The 16,776-nt window shown below is 61.6% G+C and carries 14 protein-coding genes; 11 read left to right on the forward strand and 3 right to left on the reverse strand.

Annotated features, from left to right (window positions below):
- Nucleotides 1–236: 236 nt before the first annotated feature.
- Nucleotides 237–1,022: an SDR family oxidoreductase gene (locus tag BTIS_RS10820; protein WP_094665349.1), complete on the reverse strand. Its 786-nt coding sequence runs from the start codon at nucleotides 1,020–1,022 to the stop codon at nucleotides 237–239.
- Nucleotides 1,023–1,038: 16 nt separating this feature from the next.
- Nucleotides 1,039–1,887 carry an SDR family oxidoreductase gene (locus tag BTIS_RS10825; protein ID WP_094665351.1) on the reverse strand — a complete coding sequence of 283 codons (849 nt, stop codon included), beginning with the start codon at nucleotides 1,885–1,887 and terminating at the stop codon, nucleotides 1,039–1,041.
- A gap of 186 nt (nucleotides 1,888–2,073) precedes the next feature.
- Here BTIS_RS10825 and BTIS_RS10830 point away from each other — a divergent pair, with 186 nt between their 5' ends.
- From BTIS_RS10830 to BTIS_RS10840, 3 genes are all read left to right on the forward strand, one after another.
- Nucleotides 2,074–2,952: a LysR family transcriptional regulator gene (locus BTIS_RS10830; protein ID WP_094665353.1), complete on the forward strand. Its 879-nt coding sequence runs from the start codon at nucleotides 2,074–2,076 to the stop codon at nucleotides 2,950–2,952.
- A 177-nt stretch (nucleotides 2,953–3,129) separates the two neighbouring features.
- Nucleotides 3,130–3,765: a sugar O-acetyltransferase gene (locus tag BTIS_RS12245; RefSeq protein ID WP_211279454.1), complete on the forward strand. Its 636-nt coding sequence runs from the start codon at nucleotides 3,130–3,132 to the stop codon at nucleotides 3,763–3,765.
- A 32-nt stretch (nucleotides 3,766–3,797) separates the two neighbouring features.
- The gene (locus tag BTIS_RS10840) at nucleotides 3,798–4,385 is read left to right on the forward strand and encodes a sugar O-acetyltransferase (RefSeq protein WP_211279455.1); all 588 of its coding nucleotides are present in this window, start codon (nucleotides 3,798–3,800) and stop codon (nucleotides 4,383–4,385) included.
- Here BTIS_RS10840 and BTIS_RS10845 read toward each other — a convergent pair.
- Complete coding sequence (locus tag BTIS_RS10845) at nucleotides 4,357–5,343, reverse strand: SIS domain-containing protein (protein ID WP_094665357.1); 987 nt, start codon at nucleotides 5,341–5,343, stop codon at nucleotides 4,357–4,359. The genes BTIS_RS10840 and BTIS_RS10845 overlap by 29 nt on opposite strands.
- A gap of 243 nt (nucleotides 5,344–5,586) precedes the next feature.
- Here BTIS_RS10845 and gltB point away from each other — a divergent pair, with 243 nt between their 5' ends.
- From gltB to BTIS_RS10885, 8 genes are all read left to right on the forward strand, one after another.
- Entirely contained in the window at nucleotides 5,587–10,113 is a 4,527-nt protein-coding gene (gene gltB / locus BTIS_RS10850) for a glutamate synthase large subunit (protein ID WP_094665359.1), read from the forward strand.
- 3 nt (nucleotides 10,114–10,116) lie between these two features.
- Nucleotides 10,117–11,646 carry a glutamate synthase subunit beta gene (locus BTIS_RS10855; RefSeq protein ID WP_094665361.1) on the forward strand — a complete coding sequence of 510 codons (1,530 nt, stop codon included), beginning with the start codon at nucleotides 10,117–10,119 and terminating at the stop codon, nucleotides 11,644–11,646.
- Between the two features lie 48 nt (nucleotides 11,647–11,694).
- Nucleotides 11,695–12,144: a hypothetical protein gene (locus tag BTIS_RS10860; RefSeq protein WP_094665363.1), complete on the forward strand. Its 450-nt coding sequence runs from the start codon at nucleotides 11,695–11,697 to the stop codon at nucleotides 12,142–12,144.
- A 136-nt stretch (nucleotides 12,145–12,280) separates the two neighbouring features.
- A complete protein-coding gene (glgA, locus tag BTIS_RS10865) occupies nucleotides 12,281–13,519 on the forward strand; it encodes a glycogen synthase (RefSeq protein WP_094665365.1) in 1,239 nt (412 codons plus the stop codon).
- A gap of 80 nt (nucleotides 13,520–13,599) precedes the next feature.
- Entirely contained in the window at nucleotides 13,600–14,448 is an 849-nt protein-coding gene (locus tag BTIS_RS10870) for an ABC transporter ATP-binding protein (protein WP_094665367.1), read from the forward strand.
- 111 nt (nucleotides 14,449–14,559) lie between these two features.
- On the forward strand, nucleotides 14,560–15,648 hold the full coding sequence (locus BTIS_RS10875) for a tRNA (adenine-N1)-methyltransferase (RefSeq protein ID WP_094665369.1): 1,089 nt from the start codon (nucleotides 14,560–14,562) through the stop codon (nucleotides 15,646–15,648).
- Nucleotides 15,649–15,689: 41 nt separating this feature from the next.
- Nucleotides 15,690–16,247: a SixA phosphatase family protein gene (locus BTIS_RS10880; protein WP_094665371.1), complete on the forward strand. Its 558-nt coding sequence runs from the start codon at nucleotides 15,690–15,692 to the stop codon at nucleotides 16,245–16,247.
- 267 nt (nucleotides 16,248–16,514) lie between these two features.
- The coding region (locus BTIS_RS10885) for a helix-turn-helix domain-containing protein (protein ID WP_143248943.1) at nucleotides 16,515–16,776 on the forward strand (262 nt) is incomplete at its 3' end.

Raw genomic sequence — 16,776 nt, forward strand, 5'->3', positions numbered from 1 at the left:
ATGATATGCAGATTCGCACCGGCGACAGGACTATGAGCGCGTCCAACGTCTCCGCCCTGACACGATGTCCGGAGGCGTGAGGTGGCACAATCGGAATCGTCGCGCCGCCCAGTCGCTTGCTGATCGCTTCGCTGACTGCCACGGTGTGCCCCGTGAGTAGGCCGGAGGCTGATTGGCCTTGTACTGGCCTCTCGGAGGGCTCATGCGAGACTGAGGGAGGGGGGCTGCGGTTTCGCTCACGCGTTCATCGCGCGAATACGACGCAGATCCGTGAGCACCCGCTGTGGTTGGTCGGACGGCGGGAAGTTGTCCTCGTCACGCACGCCGTCGAGGTTGCCGGGGGTATCTCGTTCCAGTGCAGCGAACAACGGCGTGAGGTCGGCTTGTTCCTCGCCGCGCTCGGCGACGAGTTCGAGCGTCTTCCCCACGGCATCCCCGCAACCGAGGGCGTCCACCAGCGTTCGTGCTATCTGGTCGCGCGAGACGGCCCCATCTGACGGGCTGCCGGTGCGTCGGCCGTCCCCCTGCAAGAACACCAAACGGCGCTCGTCGGGCGATCCGTAGTCGAACCAGCCGGGTCGTACGATGGTGTACTCGTTGCCGCTCGCCCGCACCAGCCATTCCGACCGGCGCTTCCAATCATGGGCCTGATATCGTCTGTTGTAAGAGCTGTCCATGTTGGTGATGCCGATCGCGGTCATCAATGCGATGCGCACCTTGCGTCCGTCCAGCGCGATGAGCGCGTTGCGCACCGCGCCGTAGTCGACCTGTTCGATCGTCGCCGCGCTGACGTGCGAGCCCATGGTGAACACGATGCCGTCGATGCCTTCCAATGCCCGGGAGAGCGATTCGACCGAGGTCAGGTCGCCCTCGAAGAGTTCGGCGCCTTGGAGCAGCCCGGCGTGCGAGGCGCCGCGCACCAAGGCGCGCACATGGTATCCCTGCCGCAGCGCCTCGGCGACGGCGAGTCTGCCGACGCTGCCGGTAGCGCCGACGAACAATACGGATGATGGTCTGGTCATGATTGATTGCCTCTGTTCACTCGGTGGGCTGGAGCGGGCCGTAGAAGTAGCTGGCGGTGGCGCCGCCGTCCACGAGCACATCGGTGCCGGTGATGAACGCGCCGCGCTCGCTCATGAGCAGTTCGGCCACGTTGGCGATCTCGTCGGCCGTGCCGGGGCGTCCGGCCGGGCACTTGGCGAACATGTTCTTGTAGAAGTCGCCACGCGGGCCGTTGAACTCATCGATGGCCAGCGGCGTGACGACGATGCCGGGGGAAATGGAGTTGAGTCGCGCCCCGCGCTCGCCCCATACCACGGCCTGGGCCATCACGCGCTTCTCGTTGCAGCGCTTGGCCATCTGGTAGGCGTGCAGTGTGTCCGTGATGTTGCCGGGTTGCAGCATGTCGAGACCGAGCAGTTCCTCGGTGGGTGTGGTGGCCAGCAGACGGTCCTCTTCGGCGGTGAGCTGCTTCATGCGGTGGCCGGACTGGCTGGAGATCGTCACGCCCACGCCGCCGGGTGCGATGACCTTGCCGACCTCCTCGAGCAGCACGGCAGTGCCATACAGGTCCACGTTCAGGATCGTTTCGATGGATGCCTGGCTTGGAGAGACGCCGGCCGCGTTGACCAGCATGGTGAGATCGCCGAGGGAGGTCGCCTTGCCGATGAGCGCGGTGATGGAATCGCGTGAGGCGAGGTCCACGGTTTCCGGGCGGGCGTCGAAACCGGCGTTCGTCATGGTCCGCGCGATATCGGCGGCGTGGTCGGGGTTCTTGTCCGCCACGAGGATGGTCATGCCGTATCCCATGCGGCGGGCGATGGCCATGCCGATCTGCCCGGCACCGACCAGAAGCATGATGTTGCGGGATGGGTGAAGCGTTGCCATGGGATATCCTTTCGTTCTTTTCCGTATGGTGCGATTGGGGCTTCCAAGGGTGTTGCAGCTCCGTCAGGGCTGTTGTCTGCAATGGTATGAGGGGTGTTTTTATATTACAAATGTCGCTATAGTATTTATATATATGTGCTGTATGCATGTATTTAGCATTGCTGCCGTAGACGCGGGAGAGGGAACATGGAATTGAAGGTATTGCGTCATTTCATTGCGGTGGTCGAGGAGGGGGGCGTGACCGCCGCCGCGGATGTGCTGCGTATCAGTCAGCCGGCGCTGTCCCGGCAGATGAGCGGATTTGAGGATGAGCTTGGGGTCAAGCTGTTCGTCCGCGGCAATCGTGCTCGCGAGATCGCGTTGACGGGGGAGGGGCGTCTGATGTATCGGCGGGCCAGGGAGATCGTGGAACTCGCCGATCGTGCCCGTTCGGAGATGGGGGAAGGGCGCGACATCGTCGGTGAGGTTCATATCGCTGCGGCGCAGAGCGTGGTCATGCATACCGTCGCTCGCGCGGCCATGCTGCTGCGAGGGCGTCATCCGAACATCACGGTGCAACTGCATGATGACTTCGGTGCCAACATCATGGAGCGTCTTGACAACGGGCTGGCCGATTTCGGCGTGCTCGTGCAACCGGTGGATATGGGTCGATACGGGTCATTGCCGTTGCCGGGCGGCGATCCGATGGGTGTGCTCATGCGTCGCGATCATCCGCTTGCCGAGCGGACTCGGATCGAACCGAGGGACCTTGATGGCGTGCCGCTGATCATGCCGCGTGGCGTGCTGGAGCGCGGCGACCTGTCGGGTTGGCTTGGTCGGTATGCGAAGCGTCTGCGGGTGGTCGGTACGACGAACCTCATGTACAACGCCAGTTGCTTCGTGCAGGAGGGGTACGCATGCGCCGTCGGACCGGAGGGTATGGTCGACGCTTCGGATGCGACTGGTCTGTGCTTTCGTCCCTTCGCGCCGGAGGTATCCACGCATCTGGCAATCGCCTGGAAGGCGGCCCAGCCGCTGCCTCCCGCTGCCGATGCGTTCCTGCAAGCGCTGCGGGATGTGCTGTAGGCATCAATCGCCGTCGTCGGCGATTACGCTGGATCGGCGCGGGCGATCGCACCGGCATTGTTCCGCATCTGGTACGGATCGTGCCAAACGCAGCCGGTCCGTCCCGGAACGTCGCCCGATTGTCGCTACCATACCAGTGTGCCACTGTGGATGTGGACGGTAAGGAGCAAGGCGACGATGCATGATGGACGTGAGACAGATGACATGAACAACGTGGCGCGCAGAGATGCGGGACTGCCGTACCATTATGACGATCCCGCCATCATGGACGGGCAGCTTGCCTGGCAGGGCAAACTATGGGAGTACAACCAGACGAAGCCGACCGAACAATACTGCCGCGCCGAATTACTTGCGGACATGTGTGCCAAAGTCGGTGAGGGAGTGCATATCGAGACGCCGTTGCACGCGAACAACGGCTGCAGGCGTGTGCATCTTGGCAAGGGTATCTATATCAACGCGTTCATGAGCATGGTTGATGATGCGGAAATCTGGATCGGCGACTATGCGATGTTCGGTCCGTCCGTCACCATCGCCACCGCGGGACATCCGATTCTGCCCGTCATGCGTGAGCACCACTACACGTATGCGCTGCCGGTGCATATCGGACGCAACGTGTGGGTCGGATCCAATGTAAGCATCCTGCCGGGCGTGACCATCGGGGACAACAGCGTGATCGGTGCCGGTTCGGTCGTTACCCGTGACATTCCGTCGAACGTGGTCGCCATGGGCGTGCCCTGCACAGTGAAACGGCCCATCGGCGAACATGACCGCGAATATTATTGGCACGATCGTCGTCTTGACGTGACCGAGTGAGGGGAAGAGAAATGAACGAACTCGATAAATGCATGGCAGGAGAAGTCTACGACTGCCATGATCCGATCTTCCTTGACTACAAGAACACGGCCAGACGGCTGCTCGCCGAATACAATCGACTTCCTTATGATGCGAAAACGCGTAAACGTGAGATCCTCGAATCCCTGTTCGGCACGATTGGTGACAATGTGTCGGTTGGTCTGCCGTTTATTTGCGACTACGGCCGGAATATCCACATCGGCAGCAATGTGTCGGTCAATATGAACTGTACGTTTGTGGACTGCAATACGATCACCATCGGGTCGGACACGTTGATCGCGTCGAATGTGCAGTTGTATACGGCCACGCATCCGGTGGAACTTGCGGATCGTCTTGTCGAGGATTGGAAGCCGGGCGATACGCATTACCGCTGGAACACGTATGCCCGACCGATCCGCATCGGACGCGGTTGCTGGCTGGGCGGCGGTGTCATTGTGCTTCCCGGCGTGACCATTGGCGATGGTACGGTGATCGGTGCTGGTTCTGTCGTCACCCGCGACATTCCGTCGAACGTGGTCGCCGTCGGCAACCCGTGCCGGGTGCTGCGTCAGATCAACGGTTCCGATCCTGCCGGAGCCTGACGAGACGTCGTGCCAATGATTCGATGATGAACACGGCGGGCAGCTGGCTGGTTGCGTTGTATCCGCCGTTGACTCGTTCGGATGACAGTCCGGCTGCGAACGACCAGTCGGACATGGCCGCCAGCGTGCTGTCGGGAGTGTTGGTCAATGCGAGTACTGTAGCGCCGCACTCTGCGAGTCCTGTCGTCAGTTCCAGCAGCTTCGATGTTTCGCCGCTTTCCGATACGGCGATGACCGCCATGGTCTTCCGGGCGAATGAGGAGGTTGGGTAGAAGGCGTCCGTCAGACCGATGGCGAATAATCCTAGATTGGCAAACAATCGTGCACCATAATCGGCGATGGTGCCGGATGACCCCTCGCCGACGAACATGATCGGCTCGGCATGCTCCAGCAGCGCCGTCGCATGGCCGAGCATCGCTTCGAATGCAGGGGAGTCGGCACGTGAGAAGAACAATGAGAGTTCGCCTAGATCGGCCTGAGGCGCCGGATCGTCATTCCGCTGGGAGACCGCTCTGCGTACCGTGGCCCTGAACGAATCAAATCCGGTGAATCCCATCTTGGCGCACCAGCGCATTACGGTGGATGGCGACACGTAGGTGGCGGCGGCAAGTTCACGCACCGACATATACGACGCCGACTCCATATGAGTGGAGACGAACCGGCAAATCGCCAGTTCGGTCCGATTGCAACGCGTCAACTGCTCGAAGGTGAACATGCGCTTCACTGTATACGGCGAAGCCGCCTCCCACGAAAGCGGAATCGGTATGCGATACGGACGATGCGGTGTCGAGTGGCGAGGGGCTGATCGCCATGAATGTCGAAGAATATTTGTGTTCCTTGAAAAATCCGGGCGTGTCGTCGCGTGTCTTCCATTTTTCGTGTCGAATGACGACGTGATGGCATCGCATTCCCGGAGAAATGTTACGAGCTTGAAAAATGACGGCTGAGAAGCTCTCATATGACGACGAAAACTGAGGGTGTGACGGAAGTCGTCTCATTATATGGAACGTCTGTGAGCCCTAGAAAAGAAAAGTCTTTAAAACTTTCGGCAAGTGTGATATGTGCCCTTGATTGCGTCTAAGATACATTGTGGCTGTATTCTGTCAAGGCAATTCAAAATGCAGGTGAGTCCTGCCCTAGTCCAGAGGTGATTTCGGTGACAAAAGCTCCGCTTGACCTGACGATCCATACTCCAGAAGGCATGTATGATCCAATCTCGGAGCATGACGCCTGTGGTGTTGGCATGGTCACCACCCTCAATAAGATTCCCGAGCGCAAGATCGTCGATGATGCCATCGAAGTGCTGATCAACCTCGACCATCGTGGTGCCGTCGGCGCCGAAGAGAACACCGGCGACGGTGCGGGCATCCTGATGAGCATGCCAGACGAGTTCATGCGCAACACCATCGATGTGGCGCTTCCCGATCCGGGCCACTACATCGCCGGTATAGCCTTCCTTGATCGCGATATCGAGGCCGCATCCCAGCAGGAGAAGGCCATTGCCTCCATCGCCGAGGAGGAGGGCCTCGAGGTGCTTGCCTGGCGAGTCGTGCCCACCGATCCGAACGGGCTGGGTCTTCAGGCGCTGTCCTCCATGCCCGCGTTCAAGACGTTGGTGCTGGCCGATGCCGACGGTGCGAAGCTGGGCGGCATCGAACTTGAGCGCAAGGCGTTCCGTGTGCGCAAGCGCGTGGAGCACGAGGTGGGTGTGTACTTCGCCTCGCTGTCCGCGCGTACCATCACGTACAAGGGCATGCTCACCACGATGCAGCTCAAGCCCTTCTTCAAGGATCTGTCCGATCCCTCGATGAAGACCGTTATCGCCATCGTCCATTCCCGCTTCTCCACCAACACGTTCCCGAGCTGGCCTCTGGCTCAGCCGTTCCGTCTGCTTGCCCATAACGGCGAGATCAACACGATCCAGGGCAACCGCAACTGGCTGTCCGCCCGAGAGGGACGTCTCAGCTCCGAACTGCTCGGCGAGTTCAAGCCCCTGCTGCCGATCAATACCCCCGGCTATTCCGATTCCGGCACCTTCGACGAGTGTCTCGAACTGCTGCACCTCGCCGGCCGTTCCCTGCCGCACGCCATCTCCATGATGCTGCCGCCGGCCTGGGAGAAGAACGACAAGCTGGATCCCGACATCAGGGCCTTCTACGAATACAACAACACGCTGATCGAGCCGTGGGACGGTCCCGCCGACATCGTGTTCACCGACGGTACCCAGGTCGGTGCACTGCTTGACCGCAACGGCTTCCGTCCGGGTCGCTGGCAGGTTACCGACGACGGCTACGTGGTGCTCGCATCCGAGGCCGGTGTCCTCAATGAGATCGCCCAGGACCACATCGTCGAGAAGGGCCGTCTCGAACCCGGCAAGATGTTCCTCATCGACACCGCCGAAGGACGCATTGTCCCCGACGAGGAGATCAAGCGCAACCTCGCATCCCTGCATCCCTATCGCCAGTGGGTGGAAGGAAACTCCGTCGAGCTCAACCAGCTGCCCGCCCGTGAGCATGTGAACCACTCCGGCCAGTCCGTGCAGCGCCGACAGCGTGCCTTCGGCTACACGGAGGAGGACCTCAAGCTGCTGCTCACGCCCATGGCCAACACCGGCAAGGAGCCGCTCGGCTCCATGGGCAACGACGTGCCTCTGCCGGTGCTCTCCAAGCGTTCGCGCATGCTGTTCGACTACTTCACCCAGAAGTTCGCCCAGGTGACCAACCCGCCGCTTGACTGGGAGCGCGAGGAGATCGTCACCTGCCTCGAATCCGCCATCGGCCCCGAGCCCAACCTGCTCGAGGATTCCGAGCTGCACGCCAAGAAGGTCCTCATTCCGCTGCCGGTCATTGACAGCGATGAGATGGCCCAGCTCAAGCGACTCGATCGTGCCAAGGTGCTCGGCGGATACTACCGTCCGTTCGTCGTCAAGGGTCTGTACCAGGTCGCCGGCGGCGGCAAGGCTTTGGAGGAGCGTCTCGAGGAGATCTTCTCCGAGATCGATCAGGCCATCGCCGATGGCAAGAACTTCCTGGTGCTGTCCGACCGCGACTCGAACCACACGTGGGGTCCGATCCCGTCCCTGCTGCTCACCAGCGCCGTACAGCATCACCTGCTGCGCCGTCACACCCGCACCCAGATCTCCATGGCAGTGGAGGCGGGTGATGTGCGCGAGATTCACCACGTAGCCTTGCTCATCGCCTATGGCGCGGCCTGCGTGAACCCGTATCTTGCCCTCGAATCCGTGGAGGATCTGTCCCGCCGCGGCTATGTCAAGGTCGAGCCCGCTCAGGCGGTGAAGAACCTCATCAAGGCCCTTTCCACGGGCGTGCTCAAGATCATGAGCAAGATGGGTGTCTCCACCATCATGAGCTACCGTGGCGCCCAGCTGTTCGAGGCCATCGGCCTCAGTCAGGAAGTCATCGACCGCTACTTCACCGGCACCACGTCCCGTGTCGGCGGCGTCGGACTCGACGAGCTCGCCGAAGAGGTGGCGATCCGTCACCGCGTGGCCTACCCGAACCAGTGGACCGCCACTCCGCATCGCAACCTGCGTACCGGCGGTGAATACAAGTGGCGTCGCACCGGTGAGGACCATCTCAACGATCCCGAGGCGATCTTCCTGCTCCAGCAGTCCACCCAGCGTGGCGACTACGCGATGTTCAAGAAGTACTCGAGCCACATCAACGACACGTCGAACCGTCTGATGACGTTGCGCGGACTCATGAAGTTCAACTCCAAGCGCAAGCCCATCGACATCTCCGAGGTCGAGCCCGCCAGCGAGATCGTCAAGCGTTTCTCCACCGGTGCCATGAGCTACGGCTCCATCTCCCAGGAGGCGCATGAGACGCTGGCCATCGCCATGAACCAGCTCGGGGCCCGTTCCAATTCGGGTGAGGGTGGCGAATCCGATGACCGTATCAACGATCCGCTGCGCTACAGCAAGATCAAGCAGATCGCATCCGCGCGATTCGGCGTGACCAGCGACTATCTGGTGCATGCCACGGATCTGCAGATCAAGCTCGCACAGGGTGCCAAGCCCGGCGAGGGCGGCCACCTGCCCGGTGCCAAGGTCCCGCCGTGGATCGCCAAGGTCCGTCACGCAACCCCGGGCGTGGAGCTTATCTCCCCGCCGCCGCACCACGACATCTACTCCATCGAGGATCTCAAGCAGCTGATCAACGATGCGAAGATGGCGAACCCGAAGGCCCGAATCCACGTCAAGCTCGTCTCCGAGTTCGGCGTGGGAACCATCGCCGCAGGCGTGGCCAAGTGCCATGCCGACGTGGTGCTGATCTCCGGATATGACGGTGGTACCGGTGCCGCCCCGCTCAACGCGATCAAGCACGCCGGAACCCCGTGGGAGATCGGCCTGTCCGAAACGCAGCAGACTCTGATCCTCAACGGTCTGCGCTCCCGCATCGTCGTGCAGTGCGACGGCGAGCTCAAGACCGGCCGCGATGTGGTCATCGCCGCGCTGCTGGGTGCCGAGGAGTTCGGCTTCGCCACCGCAGCTCTGATCGTCGAGGGTTGCGTGATGATGCGCGCATGCCAGAAGAACACCTGCCCGCAGGGCATCGCCACCCAGGATCCGGAGCTGCGTGCCCGATTCCGTGGCAAGCCCGAGCACGTGGTCAATTTCTTCATGTTCATCGCCGAAGAGGTGCGCGAGATCCTCGCTCAGCTCGGCTTCCGCACGCTTGAAGAGGCGGTCGGTCACGTCGAGTGCTTGGATCAGGACGAGGCCATCAAGCGTTGGAAGTCCGACGGCGTGGATCTGAGCAACGTACTGCGTCAGGTCGGTCCCACTCCGGGCACGATCCTGCACAACACCGAGAAGCAGAACCATGAGCTGGAGAAGGCGCTGGACAACAAGCTCATCGAACTCGCCCAGCCTGCCCTGCAGCACAAGGAGCCAGTGCGCATCGAGCTGCCGATCCGCAACGTGAACCGTACTGTCGGCACCATGCTCGGCTATGAGATCACCAAGCGTTACCAGGCCGAAGGTCTGCCGGACGACACGATCGATATGACGTTGCACGGTTCCGGAGGCCAGTCCATCGGTGCGTTCATCCCGCGCGGTGAGACGATGCGCATCTACGGCGAGGTCAACGACTACGCCGGCAAGGGCCTGTCCGGCGGACGCATCATCGTTCGCGCCGAGGATGGCGTGCGCTTCGATCCCCACACCAACGTGATTGCCGGCAACGTCACCGGCTTCGGTGCCACCTCGGGCGAAATGTTCGTCGCGGGCCGGGCCGGAGAACGCTTCGCTGTACGTAACGGTGGCGCCACGTTCGTGGTGGAGGGCGTTGGAGACCACGGCTGCGAGTACATGACCGGTGGTGTGGTCGTGGTGCTCGGTTCGACCGGCCGCAACTTCGGTGCCGGCTTCTCCGGAGGCAATGCCTACGTGCTTGACCTTGACATGGCGAAGGTGAACCCGTCCGCCGTCAGGACCGGCGCGCTGAAGTTCCTTCCGCTGAACGGCGAGGATGAGGAGCTCGTGCACTCGCTGGTCAAGCGTCACGCCGAGGAGACCGATTCCACGATCGCCAAGGAGCTGCTGGCCAACTGGCCCGAAGCCGTCAAGCGATTCACCCATATCGTGCCTACCCAGTTCGTCGCCATGACCAAGGCGATGAAGAAGGCCGAGGAAGACAATGTCGATTTCAACGCTCCGGGGGCCTGGGAGAAGGTCTACGAGCAGGTTATGGAAGGAGTGCGCTGAACAATGGGCGATCCTAGAGGTTTTCTGAAGGTCCGTTCCCGTCACGAACTCGCGGAGCGTCCGGTCCAGGAGCGTATCAAGGACTGGCTGGACGTTCACGCCGAATCCGGTCTGCAGCCCTGGACTCAGGAGCAGGCCGCCCGATGCATGGACTGCGGCACCCCGTTCTGCATGACCGGATGCCCGCTGGGCAACGTCATCCCCGAATTCAATGATCTGGTCCGTCAGGGCCAGTGGGAGGACGCCTACGGCAAGCTGTCCATGACCAACAACTTCCCCGAGGTCACCGGTCGCATCTGCCCCGCGCTGTGCGAGTCCGCCTGCGTGCTGGGCATTCACCAGCCGCCGACCATGATCAAGCTCGACGAGCAGACGATCATCGATCAGGCGTGGAACCTCGATTACGTCAAGCCGCTGCCGCCGCAGCGTCTGACTGATCAGACCGTCGCCGTGGTGGGATCCGGCCCCTCCGGCCTCGCCTGCGCCCAGCAGCTCACCCGTGCCGGTCACACGGTGGTCGTCTACGAGCGCGCCGATGCCATCGGCGGTCTGATGCGTTACGGCATTCCGAACTTCAAGCTCGACAAGTCCCTGCTTGACCGTCGAGTGGAGCAGATGGAGGCCGAGGGCACCCGTTTCGAAACCAACGTGGAGATCGGCAAGGACATCTCCTGGGATGACCTGCGCTCCCGTTACGACGCCGTCGTGGTGGCCATTGGTTCCACGGTGCCGCGTGACATGAAGCTGCCTGGTCGCGAGCTCGACGGCATTCACTTCGCCATGGACTTCCTGCCGGACGCCACCCGTCGCGTGTGGGGCAAGAAGCCGGTCAACGACATCACCGCAAAGGACAAGCATGTGGTGGTGATCGGTGGTGGCGATACCGGTTCCGACTGCCTCGGTACCTCCATCCGTCAGGGTGCAAAGTCCGTCACCGTGCTGCAGATCATGGGCAAGGAACCGTCCGAGCGTCCTGCCAATCAGCCGTGGCCGACCTACGCCCGTATCTACCAGAAGACCTCCTCGATGGAGGAGGGCGGCACCTACGTCTATAACACCGATTCGGTGGAGTTTGAAGGCGCTACGGATCCGAGGAACGTGCATGAGATCGACGGTGCCACTGCCGAAGGTTTCGTGGCCGACGAGCGTGGACACGTCACCGGTCTGAAGATCGTGAGCGTGGCTCCTGGCGACAACGGCCCCTTCACGCGTCAGCCTGGTACCGAACGTGTGATCCCGGCCGATCTGGTGCTCATCTCCGTCGGATTCCTGCACCCGGACACCACGACGCTGGTCGACCAGCTTCCGGTCGAGCTTGACCGTCGCGGCAACGTGGCGAGGAACGATTCCTTCGCCACCAGTCAGGATGGCGTGTTCGCCTGCGGTGATGCCGGCCGCGGACAGAGCCTCGTGGTCTGGGCCATCTCCGAGGGACGCTCCTGCGCCGCCGCGGTGGATCGTTACCTGACCGGCGCCACCGAACTTCCCGCTCCGATCACGGCTTCGCAGCGTCCGATGATGCTTCCTCGCTGACGAACGGGTTATACTCACAGTCAGTGATACGTCGTCAAAGGAGCGATCATGCCGAATCGAGCGGAGCGCCGCGCCAACGCCAAGCGCAATCGTCGTGGAACCAACAACCAGCCGCAGCGTGTGCAGGCCCGTTCCCGTCAGGGATTGGTGGATGAGTATGCGCTGCAGGAGCGGTCTGTCCGTCTGCAGAACGGACAGACCGCGGAATGGAAGCCCACCGCTTCCACGGACCTGCCTGAGCAGACCGTGTCGTCGACACGGTCAATGGGCAAGCCCGGCGCTCCGCGCGGGGTGCGTGGATGGCTCCGTTTCGTCAGCTGGGCGCTGATCATCCTGTCCGCCATCGCGTTCCTTGTGGTCATGTGGATTCCGGGCATGCCCACGTGGTCCACCATCGTGGTGGCTGCGGTGTTCGCCGTGGGTGTGCTCAGCCTGTTCTTCGTGGCGGGCAATCCCAAGGACAATCCGAATCTGGACGAGTACGGCACCGCCGTCTGACGCGTGTCTGGCGTGTCGGGACGAATAATGCCGATACATGTACGAATTCGTACGAAACATATGATGAACCGCCGGGTTTTCCGGCGGTTCTTTCATATACTGGGATATGTTGTTCATTTGTTCAAAGGAGACGTCAATGAAAGTCGATATCCTCACCCGTGAGTACCCGCCGCATATCTATGGTGGCGCAGGCGTTCATGCCGAAGAACTTTCCAAGGTACTGGCGGAACGTATTGACGTGACCGTCCGCGCATTCGATGGTCCGCGCACCTCCGACGACATCCCGACGATCCCCGGCGATTCCCCCAAGGGCAGCCTCAACGTCGTCGGCTACAACACGCCGTCCGAACTTGCTGATGCCAATCCTGCGCTGAAGACCTTCGGCGTGGATCTGCAGATCGCCAACGATGTGGACGCCGACATCGTTCACGCGCACACCTGGTATGCCTGCCTTGCCGGACGTCTCGCCCAGCAGCTGCACGAAATTCCGCTGGTCATCACCGCGCACAGCCTCGAGCCGTTCCGTCCCTGGAAGCGCGAGCAGCTGGGCGGTGGCTACAATCTGAGCTCCTGGGCCGAGCGTGACGCCTACGAGCACGCCGATGGCATCATCGCCGTGTCCGGTGGCATGAAGAAGGACATCCTCGCCGCTTACCCGAACGTGGACCCCGACAAGGTGCACGTCGTGTACAACGGCATCACCATGAGCGAGTTCGCCACCCCCGCCGATGACGATCCGGCCTGGGGTGTTTTCGAGCGCTACAATATCGACCGCAGCAAGCCCACGCTGCTGTTCGTCGGCCGCATCACCCGCCAGAAGGGTCTGCCGTATCTGCTTAAGGCACTGCACTTCGTGGACAAGGATGTGCAGGTGGTCCTGTGCGCAGGTGCCCCCGATACCCCGGAGATCGCCGCCGAAGTGAAGAACTCATTCGCCGAGCTCGACAAGGAACGCGGCAACATCATCTGGATCGAGGAGATGCTGCCCAAGCCCGAGCTCAGCGCCCTTGAGCATGGCTGTGACGCGTTCATCTGCCCGAGCATCTACGAGCCGCTGGGCATCGTGAATCTGGAGGCCATGGCCTGCGGCCTGCCCGTGGTCGCCAGCGCCACCGGCGGCATCCCCGAAGTGGTGGTCGACGGGGAAACCGGATACCTCGTGCCGATCGATCAGCTGCACGACGGCACCGGAACTCCCACCAACCCCGACAAGTTCGTACACGACATGGCCGATGCCATCAACAAGGTCATGCGAGATCCCGAACTCGCCAAGAAGATGGGTGAGGCCGGCTACGCCCGCGCCCGTGACGTGTTCAGCTGGGAAAGCATCGCCGACCGAACCATCGAGGTGTACAACACGATCATCAACGGCTGATCCGGTACTACGCCGAAAGCAGTCATCAATGATGGGCTCCCTCTGTGGGAGCCCATCCCATATCATGAGGAAACGATTCCATGAGCAACGATATCGCCCTGCAACTTACCGACGTCGAATTTCGACGTAGCCGTCGCGTGATTGTCACCGGCGTGAACCTCACCATTCGCCGGGGGGAACGCTGGGTGCTGTTCGGCCCCAATGGCATTGGAAAATCCACGTTGATCGCCATGATGGCCACACGAAAATACCCGAGCGAGGGCACGGTGGACATCCTCGGCAACCGGCTGGGCAAGGTGAACGTGTTCTCCTATCGCAACAGGATCGGCCTGTCCTCGGCGGAATTGGCGCGTGCGTTCCCTCCCGATGAGGATCCGCTCGACGCCGTGGTGACGGCGCTCACCGCCACCACCGGCCGGTGGCGTGACACCTATACCGATGATGAGATGAACCGTGCGCGAGCCCTGATGCAACGGTTCGGCATCGATTATCTCGAAGGCAAGCAGATGTGGCGTCTTTCCGAGGGGGAACGGACCCGTGTGCTTATCTGCCGTGCGCTTATGGCGGACCCCGAACTTGCCATCCTTGACGAGCCGACCACGGGTCTTGACCTTGGTGGCCGTGAACTCGTCGTCAAGACGCTGGGTGATCTGGGAAGGGAGCAGGGCGACCGAGCGGTGATTCTGGTCACCCATCGGTTGGAGGAGATCCCCGAGGGTTTCGACCATATCGCCGTGATGGGGCGGATCAAAGGTGACGAGAAGCAGGCCCATGAGGCCAAGGTTCGCGGAGGGGACCCCGCACCGGGGACGATCATCTACACCGGGGATCTGGATCAGGGCCTGACCACGGAACGTGTGTCCCGCATCTTTGGCCTGCCGCTCACCGTACGGCATGAAAACGGCCGTTGGCAGGCGTTCGCCGAATAATCCCGTACCGGGCACCCGTCCCCGTCCGTCCCCGATCGGGCGTTTGTCTTGATGTCTTGCCAATCTGTGCAAGACATCAAGACACAGGTACAAGTCCAACGGGAGGAACAGATGGTGCGTCGCGGACCGCTACGGGCCGGAGAGAAGGTGCAGCTCACCGATCGCAAGGGCAAGAAGATCACCGTGCAGCTCATGGCGGGGGAGGAGACCCAGACCGAACGCGGTGTGATCCGCCACGACGACATCATCGGCGGTCCGGAAGGCGTGGTCGTCGTTACGCTCACCAGCGAGGGAAGCATGGAAAGCGCCGCGGAGGCCTATCGGCACAATCCGCGCAAACCGTGGAAGAACACCCGAAAGATCGGTGGATGGCAGTACACGGTCATGCGTCCCCGTCTGCAGGATTTCATCCTGTCGATGCCGCGCGGAGCGCAGATCATGTATCCCAAGGACATTGCCCAGGTCATTGAGGCGTGTGATATCCGTCGCGGTATGCGAGTGCTGGAATCCGGCGGCGGAAGCGGTGCCATGGGATTGCATCTGCTTGACGCCGTGGGTGAGGACGGCGAGCTGACCACGATCGAGATGCGTCCGGAATTCGCGAAGGTGTGTGAGGCGAACGCCACGGTGTATTTCGGCGAGCGCCCGGCATGGTGGAACCTGCTGGTCGGTGACTTCGATTCGAAGTCGCATGAACTGCCCGAGCATTATTTCGACCGCATCTTCCTCGACATGCTTGACCCATGGAACCGTCTGGAGAATGCGTGGCGTGTGATCGCGCCGGGCGGTGTGATCACCTGTTACGTGACCACCACCACGCAGTTGAGCCGTGTGGCCGAGGCGATGCGCGATTCCGGGCAGTGGACCGAACCGGAGATCAGTGAGACCCTGGAGCGGGGCTGGAAGGCTCAGGGGCTTGCCGTTCGTCCGAATCACGAGATGATCGGTCATACCGGGTTCCTCATCACCGCTCGGGCCATGGCTCCGGGCGTCGAGGCATTGCATAAGCGTCAGCGTGCCACCAAGGACACGTATTCCGATATCGATGAGCTCACTCCCGAACAGCAGCAGGCACGATTGGAGGAGCTGGAGCTGCGCGACATTTCCGACCGCAAGCTGCGCAAGGTGCTCAAGGATCTGGACACGCAGGTGGAAAATATCTCCAAAAGCGCCGAGGGGAACGGAAATCTGCCACAATAGAGTTCGTCGGACGTTGCAGCCGTCCGTCGAAAGGGGCAGGAATGGTCAACCTCAGCAAGGTAGCCAAAAAGACCAAGGCATATGAATATCAGCTCATCATCATGCGTCACGCCAACGCCGAGTCGAAGGTCGGCAAGGCTGACGTGGACCGCGAACTGACGGACAAGGGACTCAAACAGGCCAAGAAGGTCGGCAAGGCGCTGGCCGTGATGTCGCTGATTCCCGACCAGATTCGGTGCTCGGGTGCCACGCGCACCCGTCAGACGCTGGAACGCATGCTCAAGTATTTTGGCGACAAGCCGAGCGTGGACTATCGCAAAAGTCTGTATGAGGGCGGTACGCAGGCGATCCTCGATGAAATGGACCATATGAAGCCCAAGACCAAGCGACTCATGATCGTAGGGCATGAGCCCACGGTGTCGTCGGTCGCGCAGTGGCTTGCCTCACCGGACTCGGACCCGGCGACGCTCAACGTGCTGGGACTTGGCCTGTCCACGGGATCGTTGGTCATCCTCGGCTCCGATAAGCCGTTCGCCGAGTGGGGGTTGCGTGACGCCGAACTTGTGGCCGTACTCACACCCAAGGATTGCGCGGCATGACGCGTGGCGCGGGCGCGTCGCAATGATGATGACGTCGTGGATATGATCTAGGTCACGATCATTCGATAATTCAGGGCGGTGCCATCCAGTCGGCGATGGCACCGCCCGTACCGAATCGCTGTCATCGTATACGGGAAATTCAGGAAATCGATTTGGCCTGATCCGATGGAACTGTGTCGGGACGGCGCCCCGGGTTCTAGATAGAAGCGCAACACCCGCTCTATGGTTGGAAGTGTTCAGGTTCTAACTGGAGAAGGTGTTGCGCTCATGAGGAAAGTGTATTCCCACCTGTCGGCCGAGGAGCGGATCCGGATCGACGAGCTGAGGAACCGTGAGGGGCTCGGCGTGTGCCAGATCGCGTTGAGGATCGGCCGGGACAAGTCCACGGTCAGCCGCGAGCTGAGACGCGGCCTGTGGTTCGCGTCCAACGAGAACGACTCCTACCGTCCGTACCGGCCGAAACGCCTGAAGACGGGCGCGTGGACGGCGCGTCCGTTCTACTCGGCCATGACCGCGCAGCGCAAGGCCG

This window comes from Bifidobacterium tissieri (genome assembly GCF_002259645.1).
Taxonomy (GTDB): Bacteria; Actinomycetota; Actinomycetes; order Actinomycetales; family Bifidobacteriaceae; genus Galliscardovia; species Galliscardovia tissieri.

Bases quoted from the DNA above. Each gene is read 5' to 3' on its own strand.
- glgA (WP_094665365.1), top strand. From the start codon at position 12,281: ATGAAAGTCGATATCCTCACCCGTGAGTACCCGCCGCATATCTATGGT.
- BTIS_RS10840 (WP_211279455.1), top strand. From the start codon at position 3,798: ATGGCAGGAGAAGTCTACGACTGCCATGATCCGATCTTCCTTGACTAC.
- BTIS_RS10820 (WP_094665349.1), bottom strand. From the start codon at position 1,022: ATGACCAGACCATCATCCGTATTGTTCGTCGGCGCTACCGGCAGCGTC.
- BTIS_RS10845 (WP_094665357.1), bottom strand. From the start codon at position 5,343: ATGAGAGCTTCTCAGCCGTCATTTTTCAAGCTCGTAACATTTCTCCGG.
- BTIS_RS10875 (WP_094665369.1), top strand. From the start codon at position 14,560: ATGGTGCGTCGCGGACCGCTACGGGCCGGAGAGAAGGTGCAGCTCACC.
- BTIS_RS10880 (WP_094665371.1), top strand. From the start codon at position 15,690: ATGGTCAACCTCAGCAAGGTAGCCAAAAAGACCAAGGCATATGAATAT.
- BTIS_RS10855 (WP_094665361.1), top strand. From the start codon at position 10,117: ATGGGCGATCCTAGAGGTTTTCTGAAGGTCCGTTCCCGTCACGAACTC.
- gltB (WP_094665359.1), top strand. From the start codon at position 5,587: ATGTATGATCCAATCTCGGAGCATGACGCCTGTGGTGTTGGCATGGTC.
- BTIS_RS10825 (WP_094665351.1), bottom strand. From the start codon at position 1,887: ATGGCAACGCTTCACCCATCCCGCAACATCATGCTTCTGGTCGGTGCC.
- BTIS_RS10870 (WP_094665367.1), top strand. From the start codon at position 13,600: ATGAGCAACGATATCGCCCTGCAACTTACCGACGTCGAATTTCGACGT.
- BTIS_RS10830 (WP_094665353.1), top strand. From the start codon at position 2,074: ATGGAATTGAAGGTATTGCGTCATTTCATTGCGGTGGTCGAGGAGGGG.
- BTIS_RS10860 (WP_094665363.1), top strand. From the start codon at position 11,695: ATGCCGAATCGAGCGGAGCGCCGCGCCAACGCCAAGCGCAATCGTCGT.
- BTIS_RS12245 (WP_211279454.1), top strand. From the start codon at position 3,130: ATGCATGATGGACGTGAGACAGATGACATGAACAACGTGGCGCGCAGA.